Genomic DNA, 16,810 nt, shown 5'->3' on the forward strand with positions numbered 1-16,810 from the left:
GATGGCCTCCGAAAACAAAACACCCTGCGAAAGCGTAGCCCTCGCAGGGTGTGGGGGTGACCATCTCATTAAACCGGCCGGACTGGGTCCGGACGGTTCTTTCGTAGCACTACCAGGTCAGGCTTCTGTTACCAGGGCCTTCCGCCGGGCCCGACGAGCCATCATGTTCAATACCTCGATAGCGGCCGAGAACGCCATGGCGGCATAGACATAGCCTTTAGGCACATGGGCGCCGAAACCTTCGGCGATCAGCGTCATGCCGATCATGATCAAGAAGCCCAGGGCCAACATGACCACCGTCGGGTTGTCGTTGATGAACTTGGCCAGTGGCTCGGCCGCCAACAACATCACCAATACCGAAACCACTACGGCGATGATCATGATCGGCAGGTGTTCAGTCATGCCCACGGCCGTGATGATACTGTCGATGGAGAACACCAGGTCCAACATCAGGATCTGCCCGATGGCGGCGGCAAAACCCAGGGTCACGCCAGACGAGGCCGATTTCGGATCATCCGGGGAAGGATCCATGCTGTGGTGAATCTCGGTGGTGGCTTTCCAGAGCAGGAACAGACCGCCGGCAATCAGGATCATGTCTTTCCACGAGAACGCCTGGCCGAGTATTTCGATGACCGGTTCAGTCAGTTGCACAATGAAGGCAATGGTGCTCAACAAGCCCAGGCGCAGGATCAACGCCATGCCAATGCCGATCCGCCGCGCCTTGGCGCGATGCTGTTCGGGCAGCTTGTTGGTCAGGATGGAAATGAAGATCAGGTTATCGATACCCAGCACGATTTCCATGACGACCAGGGTCGCCAAGGCGATCCACGCGGTGGGGCTGGCGGCGAGTTGTAAAAGATAATCCATGGGTCGGTCCTGACTCGATAAGAGGTTGGAAAGCTAATAGGGCGGATTCGGTAGCCCGCATCGCAACGCATTCTAGAGACGAGCACACTTCAGTAAAATTCGTATTTTCAGCGGTTATACTTCGTTTTTTACGAAGTTGTGTGAACCCATGCTCAATTACCGACAATTGCATTACTTCTGGGTGGTGGCGAAAACCGGCAGCATCGTGAGGGCCTGCGAGCAGCTGAACCTCACTCCCCAGACCATCAGCGGGCAGATCTCTCTGTTCGAACAGACCTATCACATCAAGTTGTTTCGCCGCGTCGGACGGCAGTTGGAACTGACCGAAGCCGGTCGCCAAACGCTGCCCTATGCCGAACACATGTTTCAGTTGGGCGGCGAACTGGAACTGATGCTGCGGGCCCAGCCCAATGAGCAGCAAACCCTGTTCCGGGTCGGAGTGGCGGATGTCGTGCCCAAGTCCATCGTCTATCGCCTGCTGGCACCGACCATGGAGTTGAGCGAACCGCTGCGCATCACCTGCCGCGAGGACAAACTCGAACGGCTACTGGCGGACCTGGCGATCCAGCGCCTGGACCTGGTGATCTCCGACAGCCCGATGCCCAGCCACCTGGACATCAAGGGCTACAGCCAGAAACTGGGGGAATGCGGGATCAGCTTCTTCGCCACCGCTGCGCTGGCCGAACGCTACGGGGAGGATTTTCCCCATGGGTTGCAGGATGCCCCGTTGCTGATCCCCGGGCCGGAAACCGTGGTGCGCAGCCGCCTGCAACGCTGGTTCGCCGAACAGCAGATCCAGCCGCGGATCGTCGGCGAATTCGACGACAGCGCATTGATGCAGGCTTTTGGCCAATCAGGCAGCGGGATATTCATCGGTCCGAGCGTGATTGCCGAAGAAGTCGAGCGCCAGTATGGCGTGCAGCTTATCGGCCAGACCGACGCGGTGAGCGAATCTTTTTACGCCATTTCCGTGGAGCGCAAGGTCAGCCACCCAGGCATCGTCGCGATTGCCGAAGGCGCGCGCCGCGAGCTGTTCAACGGTTAACTGTCGGCACAGGCGACATTGGGGTTGAAGGTCATCAGCCACAACGCCAGCAAGATCGACACCACAATGAGGCCGGCGGCGGCAAAACCGACGCTGCCCAGGCCCAGGGTATCGATGACCCGCCCACCGATCATTGCCCCCAGGCCAATGCCCAGGTTCCCGCCAGCGATGTTCAGCGAAGCGGCAAAAGCAGGCGCGTGCGGGGCCGCCTTCATCAGGCGCACGTGACTGACCAGGAACAAGGCCGCCTGGGTCACCCCCCAGACGCCCAGCGCCACCGTCAGGCCGAGGATCGAGTGGATGTTCGGCACCAACGCCACCATGCCGCCGACCATGAACAGGCAGAACACCATCGACGCGATCAAAGGATGCCGGTCCACCGCCCGACCACCCAGGGAGTTGCCCAACAGCCCCACGGCGCCAAAGCCCATCAGGCACCAACCGACCAAGGTGCCGTCGAACCCGGCCAGGCGCTCGAGGATATCCGCCAGGTAGGTGTAGGCGGTGAACATGCCGCTGAACACCAGGATCGACAGCAGCACATGGCCTTGCATCAACGGGTTGCGCAGGATCTTGAACTGCGAGCGCAGGCTCACCTGCTGGTGGTGCAGTTGGGTCTTGGGTAGATAGATGAACAGCAGCAACGCCTTGGCGAAAGCGATGATCGCCAGGACCGCAAAAGCGCTGCGCCAGCCGAACGCATCGCTGATCAGCGTGCCCACGGGAATGCCGAACACCGTCGCGCAGACGATGCCAAAGCCGATCCGGGCGATGGCCCGCCCGGCGTGTTGCGGCCCGACGATGTCCACTGCCGTTTCACTGGCCAGCGCCCAGAACACTGGCAAGCCCAAGGCCGGGATCAGCCGTGCAATGCCCATCACCCAAATGTTGGGGGCGAATGCCGCCAGCAAGTTGGCCAGGCCGAACATCACCAGCAAACGGATAAACAACTTGCGACGTTCTACACGCGCGAACCAGGCGGTCAGGAACGGCCCGAACGCCGCCACGGTGAATGCGAACAAAGTCACCAGCAGCCCGGCCTGGGGAATGCTGACCTGCAGGTCGCGGGCGATGGCGGGCAACAGGCCAACGATGACGAATTCCGTGGTCAGCACGGTAAAGCCGGCGGCCGACAACAGGAAAATGGGCAACAACATGCAGAACTCCAGCAAAACGACGACACCAGCGCTAGCCGAATAGCCCGCTGGAGGAAAGAAGGTGAGAGGGACAAAGCCTACCAGAATGCGCGCGGCATACAAACGCATGCGATGACCCGGATAAGGGTGACGGCCTAGTACAGGTCCGTCAGATTTTTTACCGGCTGTGCTAAAGTCCGCGGCCTGCAAACGCCGTACTTTCCCTCGGTCCGCTCCTGTGGCCTGCCCGCTTGTTGCCCTGAGTCGTCGACCGTCGCACACAATAAAATCAGAGATGCCGCTATGACTGCTTCTTCCCCTGCCCTTTTGCACCGCCTCAAACGCACCGGCCTGGTGACACGCATCGTGATCGGCCTGATCGCCGGCATTGCCCTGGCCTGGCTGGTGCCCGACCTGGCGAAGTCCACCGCCTTCATCGGCAAGGTCTTCGTGTCCGCCCTCAAGGCCGTGGCACCGATCCTGGTGTTCGTCCTGGTCATGGCGTCGATCGCCAACCACAAGCACGGCCAGGAAACCCACATCCGACCGATCCTGTTCCTCTACCTGCTGGGCACGTTCGCCGCGGCGGTGGTGGCGGTCGTCGCCAGTACGCTGTTCCCGTCCAGCCTGGTGCTGTCGACCCAAGACGTTGCCGTCACCGCCCCCGGTGGCATCAGTGAAGTGCTGCAAAGCCTGTTGCTCAGCGTGGTGGACAACCCGGTCCGGGCGCTGATCGACGGCAACTTCATCGGCATCCTCGCCTGGGCCATCGGCATGGGCATCGCCATTCGCCATGCTGGCAACACCACGCGCAGCGTACTCGGCGACCTGTCCGAGGGCGTGACCGTCATCGTGCGACTGGTGATCAGTTTCGCCCCGTTGGGGATCTTCGGGCTGGTGGCCTCGACCCTGGCCGCTTCCGGTTTTGAAGCCCTGCTCAGCTATTTGCACCTGCTCACCGTCCTGATCGGCTGCATGCTGTTCGTGGCCGTGGTGGTCAACCCGCTCATCGTGTTCTGGAAGCTGCGTCGCAACCCTTACCCGCTGGTGTTCACCTGCCTGCGCGAGAGCGGGATCACCGCGTTCTTCACCCGCAGTTCGGCGGCGAACATCCCGGTTAACCTGGAACTGAGCAAACGCCTGGGCCTGCACGAAGACACCTATTCGGTGTCGATCCCACTGGGCGCGACCATCAACATGGCTGGCGCGGCCATCACCATCACCGTCCTGACCCTGGCCGCCGTGAGCACCCTGGGTATTTCGGTGGACGTGCCGACCGCCGTGCTGCTGAGCGTCGTCGCAGCCATCTGCGCCTGCGGCGCTTCCGGGGTGGCCGGCGGTTCGCTGTTGCTGATTCCCCTGGCGTGCAGCCTGTTCGGCATTCCCAGCGAGATCGCCATGCAGGTGGTTGCCGTCGGGTTCATCATCGGCGTCCTGCAAGACTCGGCGGAGACCGCATTGAATTCGTCCACCGATGTGCTGTTCACCGCCGCGGCTTGCCTGGGTGAGGAAGAGAAGCTGGCGCGTATGGCGTAACGACGACGGTGGCAAATCCGCCGAGGATCTGACAACTACAAAAAAGCCCGGGAACGGCCCAAACCGTCCCGGGCTTTTTTGTGATTGCGAGTTAGAACGCGCCCATGTAGTCGCGCTTGCCCACTTCCACGCCGTTGTGGCGCAGCAATGCGTAGGCAGTGGTGACGTGGAAGAAGAACTGCGGCAGGCCGTAGGTCAGCAGGTAGTTCTGGCCGCTGAAGCGTTTTTCCTTCGGCGTGCCCGGACGGGTGACGATCTCGATGCCTTCCTTGCCATCGATCTGCTCAGGGCGGATGCCCTCGATGAATGCCAGCACTTTAGTGATCAGGGCTTGCAACTCGGCGAAGGTGGTCTCGCTGTCGTCGTATTTTGGCACTTCGATCTCGGCCAGGCGTGCTGACACGCCTTTGGCGAAGTCCACGGCGATCTGCACCTGGCGTACCAGCGGGAACATGTCCGGGTACAGGCGGGCTTGCAGGAACGCGTTCGGGTCGATGTTTTTCGCAGTGGCGTGGGCTTCGGCCTTGTTCAGAACGTCGCTCAACGCGTTGAGCATCTGCTTGAAAACCGGGACGGAGGCGGCGTACAGGGAAATGGTCATGGCGATCTCATGCAGGTGGCAGGAAAGAATGAATCAAACGGGAGCGATTATAGCCACGCTCGTTGCACGGCTTGTCTTTTATTGCGCAAGGATTAGGCTAGGCGACCTCCACAGCATAGGGAACGCGCGATGAGCATCGACGAACAAAGCCAGGCTGAAGAACCCCGGCTCAGCAGCACGGAAATCCGCATCCTCGGCGCGCTGGTCGAAAAGCAGGCCACCAACCCCGAAACCTACCCGCTGACCCTCAACGCCCTGGTCCTGGCCTGCAACCAGAAAACCAGCCGTGAACCGGTGATGAACCTCAACCCCGGCCAGGTCGGGCAGAGCCTGCGGGCGCTGGAAGGTCGTGGCTTTACCAAACTGGTGATGGGCAGCCGCGCCGACCGTTGGGAACATCGGCTCGACAAGGCCCTGGAGCTGGTGCCGGCCCAGGTGGTCCTGATGGGACTGCTGTTCCTGCGCGGCCCGCAAACCATCAATGAACTGCTGACCCGCAGCGGCCGGATGCACGATTTCGAAGACACCGAACAAGTACTGCATCAGCTGGAGCGCCTGATTGCCCGTGGCCTGGCGCTGCTGGTGCCGCGCCAGGCCGGCCAGCGCGAAGACCGCTATGTTCATGCCATGGGCGACCCGGCGGACATCGAGGCGATTCTCGCCGCGCGCCAGCAACCCGTGGAACGTGGCACTGGCGGTGTTTCGCTGGAGCGTATCGAGGAACTCGAGGCACGGATCGCGGCACTGGAGGAACGGCTGGCCCGGCTGGAGTAACGCCCCTTCAGGCGCGGGCGAAGGCCACGGCTTTTTCGAACTGTTCCAGGCTGGGGCGCACGCCGGTGTAAAGCACGAACTGCTCCAAGGCCTGGATCGCAATGACTTCCAGGCCGGTGATGACCCGTTTGCCTTCGGCCTGGGCGCGCACGATCAGGGGCGTTTGCGACGGCACCGCCACGACATCGAACACGGTCTCGGCCGCTGCGATGGCCGCGGGCTCGAACGCCAACTGATCGGCTTCCGGGCCGCCGCTCATGCCGATCGGCGTGACATTGATCAACATCTGCGGCCGACGATCACCCAACTCAGCCTGCCAGGCGTAGCCCAGGGACTCGGCCAGGGCACGCCCGGTGGCTTCGTTGCGTGCCACGATCAAACCGTTCGGATACCCGCCGTCGCGCAAGGCGCTGGCCACCGCCTTGGCCATGCCGCCGCTGCCACGCAGGGCAAACGTGGAAGCCTTGGGCACCGCGTGGGTTTGCAGCAACTGGGCGATGGCGATGTAGTCGGTGTTGTAGGCTTTCAGATGCCCCTGGGTGTTGACGATGGTGTTGATGGATTGGATCGCCGCGGCAGAAGGGTCCAACTCATCGACCAGGGCAATACAAGCCTCCTTGAACGGCATCGACACGCCACAGCCACGGATACCCAAGGCCCGGATACCGCCCACGGCACCGGGCAAGTCCTGGCTGCTGAACGCCTTGTAGTAGAAATTCAGCCCCAGTTGCTCGTAAAGGTGGTTATGAAAGCGCAGGCCGAAGTTTCCCGGGCGCCCCGACAGCGACATGCACAATTGAGTGTCTTTGTTGGGATTGATCTGCATGCAGGTCTCCTTGCATTGACTTTCGGACAGACGGAATCACCCTCCTGCCCGGTTTAATTCGATGGTGGGGCCAGGCCAGGCGCGACTTCCAGCCCGGCGGGCACCGGCCATACGGCAACGAAAGCGGTACAGACCTTACACAATATTTACCCAACGGCACGGTAAATTCTGGAAAAATCGCTGTCAGAGCAAGTATCCCCGCCCCCCTCAACGGGTCTGCCGCAGACCACAGGCGCCGGGGCCGAAACGAGGAACAGCCATGAAGCGTAAACTTCCCATCATTGCCCTGCTCACGGGGGCACTCGCGGTCACCGGCCAGGCATCCGCCCACGGTCATGGTGGTTGGGAGGGGCCCGCCGTGTTTGGTGCCATCGTCGGTTCGGCCATCGTCGGTTCGGCCATCATCAACCGCGATCGGCCGGTGTACGTGCAGCAACCGGTCTACGTCCAACCGCAGCCGGTCTATGTGCAGCAACCCCCACCGGTCTACTACCAGCCACCGCCGGTGTATGTGGAACAGCCGATCTACTATCGCCCGGCTCCGGTGTATTACGGGCCACCACGGGGCTACTACTATGGCCCGCCTCGGGGTCACTACGGTCGCTGGTAATCCGCTGCCGGAGCACCACAAAAAACCTGTGATCGATGATCACAGGTTTTTTTATGTCAGTTCGTGAGTGGACCTTCAGACGTGCTCACTGCTTTTGAATCGTACCGTTTCATGCTCTACCGGTGCATGAAACGGCTCCGCCACCACCGGAACCTCATTGCCATCGCAGTCGTGCAGTTTGCCGTCACTGAAATAATCACCTTCGCGCAATGCCGCCAGGTCCTGGTAGCGCAACACCCGCTCGGTGCCCGCGGCGAAGACTGACTGCTGGTCGGAGTTGCCCCGGGTGAAATGGTTGAACGCCAGGTTCAGCGCTATGGCCATGATGGCCGAAGAACTGATGCCCGAATGGAAAATGGTCGCGAACCAGCTCGGGAAGTGATCGTAGAAGTTCGGCGCGGCAATGGGGATCATGCCAAAGCCAATGGAGGTGGCCACGATGATCAGGTTGACGTTGTTGCGGTAGTCAACTTTCGACAGCGTGCGGATACCGCTGGCGGCCACGGTGCCGAACAGCACGATACCGGCGCCGCCCAGGACCGAAGCCGGTACGGCGGCGATCACCCGGCCCATGAACGGCAGCAGGCCAAGTACCACCAGGAACACTCCGCCGGTGGCCACCACGAAACGGCTCTTGATCCCTGTCACGGCCACCAGCCCGACGTTCTGGGCAAAGGCACTCTGGGTAAAGGAACCAAAGATCGGCGCGATCATGCTCGACAGCATGTCGGCCCGCAGGCCATTGCCCAGGCGCCGGGAGTCGACCTTGGTGTCGATGATCTCGCCCACTGCCAGGATATCGGCGGACGTTTCCACCAGGGTCACCATGATCACGATGCACATGGAAAGGATCGCGGCGATGTGGAAGGTCGGCATGCCGAAGTGAAACGGCGTCGGGAAGCCGAACATCGGGCCTTGGCTGACAGCGGAAAAATCCGCCATGCCAAGGAACACGGCAATGATCGTCCCGACGACCATGGCCAGCAGGATCGATAACCGGGAAATGCTTGCGCTGCCCAACTTGCTCAGCAGCAACACCAACACCAGGGTCAGGGCGGCCAGGCCTATGTTCGCCATGCTGCCGAAATCGCTGGCATGACTGTTGCCGCCCATCGCCCAACGCGCGGCCACGGGCATGAGCGTCAGGCCGATGGTGGTGATCACGATGCCCGTGACCAGCGGCGGAAAGAATCGGGTGATGCGCGAGAATACCGGCGTGATCAGCAAGCCGATCAGAGAGGCGGCGATCACCGCGCCAAGGATGGCCTGCATGCCCCCTTCCCCGTCTGTGCCGACAATCGCCACCATGGTCGCGACACCCGAGAACGAAACGCCCTGGACCAGCGGTAGCTGACAGCCAAAGAACGGCAGGCCGAGGGTCTGCAACAGTGTCGCCAACCCGCCTGCAAACAACGACGCGGCGATCAACAGGCCGATATCCGCCGGTGTCAGCCCGGCCGCCTGGCCGATGATCAACGGCACCGCGACAATGCCACCGTACATGGTCAACACATGCTGCAGGCCGTAAGCCATATTCGCGCCGACGCCAAGGTTTTCGTCCTCGGGTCGTGGGAGTGAAACATGGGGCGTTTTCATGGTTCGGAGCTTCCCTGGTTTTTGTTATGGGCACACTGTATTCAAAACTAAGAACAAATGTCCATAGAACTGTATACAATTTATTGCGCACCACTTCAGAAAAGACCTAACCGACTCTCGCCCCGCAAGCCCTCCTTAGCCCAGCAACTCCATCACAGCGGGGCGCAAGAGTTCCCGCGGCGGAACGCGCAGGTCGAACTCCTGTTCCAGCAAATCAATCAGCTCATCGGCGTCGGTGAGGGTCCGTCGCTCGCTCTCCTGGCCGAACCGGTGCACGGCGTAGCTGTTGCCGTTGAGCGTCTTGCGTAACTTGTCCCCCGTGCGAGCCACCATCAGCCGGCCCATGAACGGAGATTCCGGGTGGTTGCTGACGTACCAGTTGCCGAGGGTGTAGTCGATGTCCTCCTGGCGTTGCAGGTCGAACAGGTACATCGGCCGCCATTCGCCGGCGACGTTGGCACGCAGCAGATAGCCGTTTTCCTGGACGTCGATCCGATAGGGTTCGTGGGGGGTGAATTGGGCATCGCGACTGTCCAGCAGCAACGGGGCGGTGGGCACCATGCCACCGAAGCCGACGTCGGTGATGTAGCGCACGCCATCGAACGTCACCAGGCTCAGGCGATGAGTACGCGCGGCCCAGGTGCCCTCGGGGGCATTCATCACCACGCGGCCGGTGATGCCTCGCGCCTCGAAGCCCAGCTCCTGCAGCAAGGCCAGGAACAACTGATTGAGCTCATAACAATAACCACCGCGCCCCTGTTCGAAGACTTTGCGCTCGACCGATGCCAGGTCGATGGGCACCGGTTGGCGCAGCAATGTCGAGAGGGTCTCGAACGGAAACTCGGCCGTGTGGCGCTGTTGAAGCCGATGCAGGGTGTCGAGGGTCGGCGCGGGTTTGTCATCGAAGCCCAGGCGCTGCAGATAGCGCTTCGAATCGCTCAGTTGGAACGTGTCCATGGGGTGTCCTTTCCGGTCCGGTGCAACGCTGCTGGAGACGCGCGCTGCGTTCAGGCTGGTATAAGGCATTTCCCCGCACCAGACAATAATGGCCCGGGCTTCCAACGGCCCTGTCTTCAGCGACGCCCTGCCGTCACCCCTCGCCAATGATTCCAACCGATCTCAACGATCCGAGCGCTCCAGCGCGTCCAGTCCGTCTTGCATCGACAAGGCCGCCACACGGTTACGGCCGTTGTGCTTGGCTTGATACAGGGCGGCGTCGGCCCGCTGGATGAACACCTCGATGCTGTCCAGGCTGCTGGGCACGAAGGCGTAGCAACCCAGGCTCACCGTCAAGTAGCCGGTAGACGAGCCGGAGTGGACGATGTGCTTGTCGATAACCCGATGACGGATCTGTTCGGCCAGCGCCATCGCCCCGTTCAGGTTGGTATCAGGCAGTAGCACCGCGAATTCTTCGCCGCCATAACGCACCGCCAGATCAGCCTTTCGGTGACAGCAATCCTTGAGTACCTGGGCCACTTGCGCCAGGCAATGATCCCCGGCGACATGCCCGTAGGTATCGTTGTAACGCTTGAAGAAATCGATATCGACCATGACCAGGCTCAGCGGGCTGTGCTGACGAGCGCCTCGGCCGAACTCGATGTCCAGGGCCCGCTCGAACAGTCGCCGGTTCGCCAGCCCGGTCAGGCTGTCATGGGTGGCGATCAGCTCCAACGCTTCCTGGGCCTTGCGCAAATCGGCCTCGATCCGCTCGCTGTTGCGTACCTGGCGAGTGAATACCCAGCCGAACAGACAAATGCCCAGGACCACCAGGGCCACGATCAGGCTGGATTGCAAAGCCCTGCCAGACCAGCCTGCCAGGATCGCTTCCTCGGACATCGCCGCAGTGACCACCAGCGGGTAGGCCTGTAAATGCCGATGACCGTATAACCTGACAATCCCGTCGACCGCAGAACGAATCACGGCGTCACCACCCTGACCGACGACCGTGTCATGCTTGAAAATATGCTCCTCAGCCAGCTGCGAACCGATCCGGGCCTCATCGAAAGGTCGGCGGGCCAGCAGCGTCCCGTCGGCCAAGGCCAAGGTCATTTCACTTTTGTCGTCGAGGCTGAAGCTTCTGAAGAACTGATCGAAGTACGCCATCTTGATCCCGGCCATCAACACGCCCTGGAAGTTGCCGTCCTTATCATTCACGCGCCGGGAAATCGGGATGATCCATTCGCCATCCTGCCGACTGCGGATCGCCGGCCCGATATGGGCGATCAAGGAAGCGTTCTGCTGATGGAAAGTAAAATACTCGCGATCCGCTACTCCGGCGCCCCTGATCAGATTGTCGAACGAGGTCACCACCCAATGGCCATGCTTGTCGAACAGGAACAAGCCATGCAGTTGCTCGAGCGATTGCACACGCCGGGCAAAGGTGTTGTGCATGCGCGGCTGCATCACCGGGCCAAAACCATCGGCCTGGATCCAATCGGCCAGGCTGGCCAGGACCAGGTCCGCCTGGAGGAAGGTGTCCTGGGCCTGTTGGGCCATGGCCTGGGTCAGGTTCACCGAAGCGACACGGGCCGATGCCAGGTCCTGGTGTCGGGACTGGTCGAGTTGCAGGTAGAGCAAACCACAGAGGCACAGGCAGACCGCCGCGATAAACGTCACCGCAGCCTTGAGCAGAGGTAAGCGTTTCAGGGCACCGCCGGGGGGATGGAGCGGATCGTGGATGGGGATAGGCAAGCCAGTTCCTGAGGAGGGCAAAACATGAGCGAATTCGCTCAAAACCCTCCAATATTCGAGAGCTTAGCCTACCGTTTGTGGGGCAGCAATTTGCGCGTGCCACCGAGTCGATGGGTGGTTTGAGTGGATCCAAAAAAACCGCCCAAACGGCCTGAAAATCGGCCTTCGCCAGCTGCGCAAATGGTCCCCTCGCCATGGCTCAACGACGCAACAGAAATGGAACGGCTCATTCCCCATGCGAACTGACGAGGTTCATGGCCCTGCCCAAACCATCGAGCTTGAACCGCCAGGGGCCCGACCCGAACAGAGCGCCGCTGACTCGCGCCAGGTCCGTCAGATGATCCAGCGCAAGTGAACATCCCACCCCTTCGGCTAAGCTCAAGCCCATTATCACGACAAGGAAAATCGACATGAGCAAGGCAGACCAATTGGCGGCGAAACTGCGACAAGCCCAGCGGACCCCGGCCGATACCGACCATTGCGCCGACCTGGCCATCGAACACTGGCCCGCCCAGGTCTACGAACTGTACCGGCAGATCGAGACCTGGCTGGCACCGGTCTGCGAGGCCGGCCTGGACATCCGGCACAACCCTACCCACGTGTTCGAACGCCATAGCAGCGGTTCTTCCTACCACTACGCCATCGATCAATTGGTGATCGAAGGCAACCATCGGCGCATCGAACTCGACCCCATCGCCCGTTTTTGCGCCGAAGGAGAAGGCTGCATCGAAGTTCACCTCAAAGAACAGCTACGCCGCCTCGTGCGCACGGTCGGGGAGCACGGTGAATCGCTGTGGCATATCCAGGCGCCGCAAACGACCGGACAACCGCGCCCCACCCCCCTCGTCCTGGACGAAGACGCCCTGCTTTCATTGGTGGAAGAAGGCCTGGGGCTCTGACGCAACAAGGGCGACCTCGAAAGGTTTCCCTTCGTGTGCAAGCCTGCTCGCAAAGGCGTCGGCACCTTCAAGCATCAGTGCCGCTGGCCGAGCGCTTTCGCGAGCAGTGGGAGGAGCGGTATTCAGCCCGCCAGGGTGGCGTTATCGATCACGAAGCGATACTTGACGTCACCCTTGAGCATGCGCTCGTAGGCCTCGTTGATCTGGTCGGCGCGTACCAATTCGATGTCGGAAACGATGCCGTGCCGCGCACAGAAATCCAGCATCTCCTGGGTTTCAGGAATGCCACCGATCATCGATCCGGCGACGGTGCGCCGCTTCATGATCAGGTTGAAGACATTGGGCGATGAGTGCGGGGTCGCCGGAGCGCCCACCAGCGTCATCGTGCCGTCGCGCTTGAGCAGCACCAGCAAGGCGTCGAGATCGTGGGGCGCGGCCACGGTGTTGAGGATCAAGTCGAAGCTCTTGGTGTGGGCCGCCATTTCCTCGGCATTGCGCGACACCACCACCTCATCGGCACCCAGTTGCCGAGCCGCCTCGCGCTTGGATTCGGAGGTGGTGAACGCCACGACGTGAGCCCCCATCGCATGGGCGAGCTTGATGCCCATGTGGCCCAGGCCACCGATGCCGACCACGCCGATTTTCTTGCCCGGCCCGGCGTTCCAGTGCCGCAGGGGCGAATAAGTGGTGATGCCCGCGCACAGCAGCGGCGCGACGGCGGCCAGTTGCGCTTCAGGGTGGCGGATGCGCAACACGTAGCGCTCGTGCACCACGATGTTTTGCGAATAACCGCCCAAGGTCCAGCCTGGTTCGTCCGGGGTCGGAAAGTTGTAGGTGCCGATCATGCTGTCACAGTAGTTTTCCAGGCCGCTTTCGCAGTCGTCGCAGTGCTTGCAGCTGTCCACGATGCAACCGACGCCAACCAGATCGCCAGCCTTGAAATCCACGACGTGGGCGCCAACCGCTGAAACCCGGCCGACGATTTCATGGCCCGGCACACAAGGAAACTGTGTGCCCGCCCATTCGGCACGCACCTGGTGCAGGTCCGAGTGGCAGATGCCACAGTAGGCGATGTCGATCTGGACATCATGGGCGCCGGGGGCACGACGGTTGATTTGCAGGGGTTCTAGGGGCTTGTCGCCCGCGTGGGCGCCGTACGCTCGGACTTGCATGAGAAGACTCCTGGCAGGGTGGGAATGCACTCATTTTCCAGCGGCCGCGCGGCTGGCCGGTAGCACATTCCCGCGTGATTCTTGCCTGATCCTGTGCCCCCTTCGCAGACCAAGGCGGTTTGATTCGTCATCGGACATGGATTAACTGTGGCAGCAAAGCTTGCTCGCGATGCAAGCACCTCGGCCCTCAGGAAACCGCATCAACTTCATCGCGGGCACGCCTTGCTCCCACACAGCTGTGCCTTTGCGCCAACGCAACACACTTCATCGCCAGGATCTTCGTCGGGTCGACAAGCGCCACACGGTGCCCGTTGATCTCGAACGCCGCGCAGTGTTCGAGCACCAGGGGCAGTTCCGTGCATCCGAGGATCAGCACATCCGCGCCCAGCTCGCACAAATGCTCGGCCGCCAGCAGCAATTGCTCCTTGCAAAGCCCTTCGGTGAAACCGGCCTTGATCCCCCTCGGCCCATAGATGGCGTCCATGATCATTGCCTGGTAATCCACGCCCGGTGTCAGGATCTGCAACCCGGCGCGTCGGGCCGCCTGGTGATAGACCTGGCTCTGCACCGTGCCGGAAGTCGCCAGCAGGCCGATTGCCTTGCCCGGGCCGTAAGCGTGGAGGATCCACTCCACGGTCTCGTTCAGCATGTTGACGATGGGCACCCGCAGGTGCGCCTGGATGCGCTCGACGAACGCATGGGCGGTGTTGCAAGGGATCGCGATGGCATTGGCCCCCGCGCTTTCGAGACGCTTGCAGGTGGCGTACATCGCCATCGTCGGATCGGTTTCATCGCGCACCAGGCTGGCCGTGCGGTCCGGTATCTGCGGGTTCTGCTCGACCACCAGCTTGATGTGGTCCTGGTCCTTGCCCGCCGGCGTGTTCGCCACCACCTTGGCCATGAAGTCCACTGTCGCCGCCGGCCCGACGCCGCCGACGATGCCCAGCTTGAACGGCAGCGACCGGGGCTGGGCCTGGTCCAGCGTGGCGAAATCGGCGTAGATCTCGTTGATGTCCAGCACGGTCACTCCACGCCGCTGCAAGTGCGCACAAACGAGGGACAGCTCGGTCATCCCGGGCAGGATCACCGTCGCCTCCTGGGCTTGCAGCGAGAGGCAGGCCTGGTAGACCGCCTCCAGCGGCACGCCTTGCAGATGACCGTCCTTGATGCCGTTGACGCCGTACACCGCCTCCATCAACCCGGCCTGGGTGGGCACGTCAGGGTAGACAAGCTTGAAATCCTGGCCCAAATGTTTCTCGAACAACCCGCAATGGCGCACGAAGTCGGAAGCGATCACCCCCAACGTCGCCCCCGGCTGGACGCTAAGGCGGACGTGCCGGGTCAGCGCGGCCATCATGTCCAGCACCACGATGCCCAGTTCCTGCTCGATCTCCGCCCGGAAGGTCTGGCTGGCGAAGCACGGCAGCATCACCGCATCGAAACCACTGTCCTCGAAGGACTTGCACACCTGGAACACGTAGAACTTGCGCGACGTCATGCTCGCGTCCTTGTCCAGGGGCAGCAGCACATCCTTGAACGGATGCTGCTCGAACAGGAAATGGTAGCGCCCCTGATCTTCGAGCACCGCCCGGGACTTGACCAACTTGTAGAACAGATCACCGCCGGCCAGCGACCCCAGCCCACCGACAATGCCCAGTTTGCGAACCACGCTGGCCTGTTCGCCCGGCTTCGCCTTCATCTTCATGACCGACTCCTCACATCGCCGCAACCGCTTCGGTTCGGGACCGAACGGGTGCAGGTGCGTCAATGTCCTCGGCAGGTTCCTCGTGCGGCTCGGATCGGGCGACCACGGCCGTCGCGATGCTGTTACCCACCACGTTGGTGGCGGTGCGCGCCATGTCCAGGAACTGGTCGATGCCGATGATCAACAGCAGCCCCGCCTCGGGCAGATTGAACATGGGCAACGTCGCCGCGACCACGACCACCGAGGCCCGCGCGACACCGGCCATGCCTTTGCTGGTGACCATCAGCGTCAGGAGAATCAGCATTTGTTGAGTGAAACTCAGGTCAATGTTGTAGGCCTGGGCGATGAACAGGATGGCGAATGCCTGGTACATCATCGAGCCGTCCAGGTTGAACGAATAACCCAGGGGCAACACGAAGCTGGACACGCGTTTGGGCGCACCGAACTTCTCCAGCGCTTCAATGGTTTTCGGGTAGGCCGACTCGCTGCTGGCCGTGGAAAACGCCAGCAGGATCGGTTCGCGAATGAGCTTGCCCAGGTGCAGGACCGAGCGGCCGAGAAACAGGTAGCCGGCCCCGAACAACAACGCCCAGAGGATCAGGATCCCCAAATAGAACTCGGCGATCAGCTTGCCGTAATCCACCAGCAAGCCGAGCCCCTGGGTGGTGATGGCGGAGGCAATGGCGGCAAACACGCCAATCGGCGCGAAGGCCATCACGTAGTCGGTGATCTTGAACATCACCTTGGCCAACTCGTCGATGCCGTCCGTTATCCGGGTGTAGCCCGCCCGCTTTACGCCCGCTAGTGCAAAACCGAAGAACAGCGAGAACACCACGATCTGCAGGATTTCGTTATTGGCCATCGCCTCGGCAATGCTGCGCGGGAACACGTGGCCGATAAACGCCTTGAGGCTGAAGTCGCCGGTATTGACCGGCACGGTCGCCGTTGCGTGCTGGGCCACGTCCAGGTTCAGCCCGGCACCGGGTTGAAACAGGTTCACCAACCCCATGCCGATCAGCAGCGAAACCACAGAAGCGGTCACGAACCAGGCCATGGCGCGGGCACCGATCCGGCCCACGGAGCGGGAATTGCCCATGCTGGCGATCCCTCCCACCAGCGTCGCGAACACCAGCGGCGCGATGATCATCTTGATCATGCGCAGGAAAATGTCGGTGACCATCGAGAAATAAGCCGCTATCTCCTTGGCACTTTGTTCGCTCCCTGCGAAATGGTGACACGCCCAACCCACCAGCACACCGAGGGCAATGCCCAAGGCAATTCGACGCGGGAGCTTATTCTTTTTCACGATGCGATCCTCAAGTAGTTCTTGGAGTTTTTTACTTGGCAGGATC

Annotated in this window: 15 protein-coding genes; 5 read left to right on the forward strand and 10 right to left on the reverse strand. The window is 61.6% G+C overall.

Annotation, left to right across the window (positions count from 1 at the left end; all coding sequences use genetic code 11):
* Window positions 1-117: 117 nt before the first annotated feature.
* Window positions 118-867, reverse strand: a complete 750-nt coding sequence (locus N4Q37_RS18175) for a TerC family protein (RefSeq protein ID WP_260960901.1) — start codon at window positions 865-867, stop codon at window positions 118-120.
* Between the two features lie 148 nt (window positions 868-1,015).
* On the opposite strand from N4Q37_RS18175, the gene nhaR reads away from it, so the two are divergent.
* Complete coding sequence (gene nhaR / locus N4Q37_RS18180) at window positions 1,016-1,912, forward strand: transcriptional activator NhaR (RefSeq protein WP_260960902.1); 897 nt, start codon at window positions 1,016-1,018, stop codon at window positions 1,910-1,912.
* On the opposite strand, the gene N4Q37_RS18185 is transcribed toward nhaR, so the two are convergent.
* Window positions 1,909-3,069, reverse strand: a complete 1,161-nt coding sequence (locus N4Q37_RS18185; RefSeq protein WP_260960904.1) for an MFS transporter — start codon at window positions 3,067-3,069, stop codon at window positions 1,909-1,911. The genes nhaR and N4Q37_RS18185 overlap by 4 nt on opposite strands.
* Before the next feature lie 282 nt (window positions 3,070-3,351).
* On the opposite strand from N4Q37_RS18185, the gene sstT reads away from it, so the two are divergent.
* Window positions 3,352-4,584, forward strand: a complete 1,233-nt coding sequence (sstT, locus tag N4Q37_RS18190; protein ID WP_260960906.1) for a serine/threonine transporter SstT — start codon at window positions 3,352-3,354, stop codon at window positions 4,582-4,584.
* A gap of 91 nt (window positions 4,585-4,675) precedes the next feature.
* Here the strand turns inward: sstT and N4Q37_RS18195 are convergent, their stop codons facing one another.
* Window positions 4,676-5,185, reverse strand: a complete 510-nt coding sequence (locus N4Q37_RS18195) for a DUF1993 domain-containing protein (RefSeq protein WP_260960907.1) — start codon at window positions 5,183-5,185, stop codon at window positions 4,676-4,678.
* A 129-nt stretch (window positions 5,186-5,314) separates the two neighbouring features.
* Between N4Q37_RS18195 and N4Q37_RS18200 the strand changes: the two genes are divergently transcribed.
* Complete coding sequence (locus tag N4Q37_RS18200) at window positions 5,315-5,959, forward strand: YceH family protein (RefSeq protein WP_260960908.1); 645 nt, start codon at window positions 5,315-5,317, stop codon at window positions 5,957-5,959.
* 7 nt (window positions 5,960-5,966) lie between these two features.
* Here the strand turns inward: N4Q37_RS18200 and N4Q37_RS18205 are convergent, their stop codons facing one another.
* Entirely contained in the window at window positions 5,967-6,785 is an 819-nt protein-coding gene (locus N4Q37_RS18205) for a shikimate 5-dehydrogenase (protein ID WP_260960909.1), read from the reverse strand.
* Window positions 6,786-7,044: 259 nt separating this feature from the next.
* Between N4Q37_RS18205 and N4Q37_RS18210 the strand changes: the two genes are divergently transcribed.
* A complete protein-coding gene (locus N4Q37_RS18210; RefSeq protein WP_260960910.1) occupies window positions 7,045-7,395 on the forward strand; it encodes a hypothetical protein in 351 nt (116 codons plus the stop codon).
* A 75-nt stretch (window positions 7,396-7,470) separates the two neighbouring features.
* On the opposite strand, the gene N4Q37_RS18215 is transcribed toward N4Q37_RS18210, so the two are convergent.
* From N4Q37_RS18215 to N4Q37_RS18225, 3 genes are all read right to left on the reverse strand, one after another.
* Complete coding sequence (locus N4Q37_RS18215) at window positions 7,471-8,991, reverse strand: nucleobase:cation symporter-2 family protein (protein ID WP_260960911.1); 1,521 nt, start codon at window positions 8,989-8,991, stop codon at window positions 7,471-7,473.
* A gap of 135 nt (window positions 8,992-9,126) precedes the next feature.
* Window positions 9,127-9,948, reverse strand: a complete 822-nt coding sequence (locus tag N4Q37_RS18220) for an arylamine N-acetyltransferase family protein (protein WP_260960912.1) — start codon at window positions 9,946-9,948, stop codon at window positions 9,127-9,129.
* Between the two features lie 162 nt (window positions 9,949-10,110).
* Window positions 10,111-11,682, reverse strand: a complete 1,572-nt coding sequence (locus N4Q37_RS18225) for a sensor domain-containing diguanylate cyclase (protein WP_260960913.1) — start codon at window positions 11,680-11,682, stop codon at window positions 10,111-10,113.
* Window positions 11,683-12,092: 410 nt separating this feature from the next.
* Here N4Q37_RS18225 and N4Q37_RS18230 point away from each other — a divergent pair, with 410 nt between their 5' ends.
* Entirely contained in the window at window positions 12,093-12,581 is a 489-nt protein-coding gene (locus N4Q37_RS18230; protein ID WP_260960914.1) for a hypothetical protein, read from the forward strand.
* Between the two features lie 122 nt (window positions 12,582-12,703).
* On the opposite strand, the gene N4Q37_RS18235 is transcribed toward N4Q37_RS18230, so the two are convergent.
* The 3 genes from N4Q37_RS18235 to N4Q37_RS18245 all read right to left on the reverse strand — a co-directional run bounded on the left by N4Q37_RS18235 (window position 12,704) and on the right by N4Q37_RS18245 (window position 16,764).
* Complete coding sequence (locus N4Q37_RS18235; RefSeq protein ID WP_260960916.1) at window positions 12,704-13,753, reverse strand: NAD(P)-dependent alcohol dehydrogenase; 1,050 nt, start codon at window positions 13,751-13,753, stop codon at window positions 12,704-12,706.
* Between the two features lie 187 nt (window positions 13,754-13,940).
* On the reverse strand, window positions 13,941-15,458 hold the full coding sequence (locus tag N4Q37_RS18240; protein ID WP_260960917.1) for an aspartate/glutamate racemase family protein: 1,518 nt from the start codon (window positions 15,456-15,458) through the stop codon (window positions 13,941-13,943).
* A gap of 10 nt (window positions 15,459-15,468) precedes the next feature.
* Window positions 15,469-16,764: a dicarboxylate/amino acid:cation symporter gene (locus N4Q37_RS18245; protein WP_260960918.1), complete on the reverse strand. Its 1,296-nt coding sequence runs from the start codon at window positions 16,762-16,764 to the stop codon at window positions 15,469-15,471.
* Window positions 16,765-16,810 lie beyond the last annotated feature (46 nt).

This window comes from Pseudomonas citri (assembly GCF_025336485.1).
GTDB classification, from domain to species: Bacteria; Pseudomonadota; Gammaproteobacteria; order Pseudomonadales; family Pseudomonadaceae; genus Aquipseudomonas; species Aquipseudomonas citri.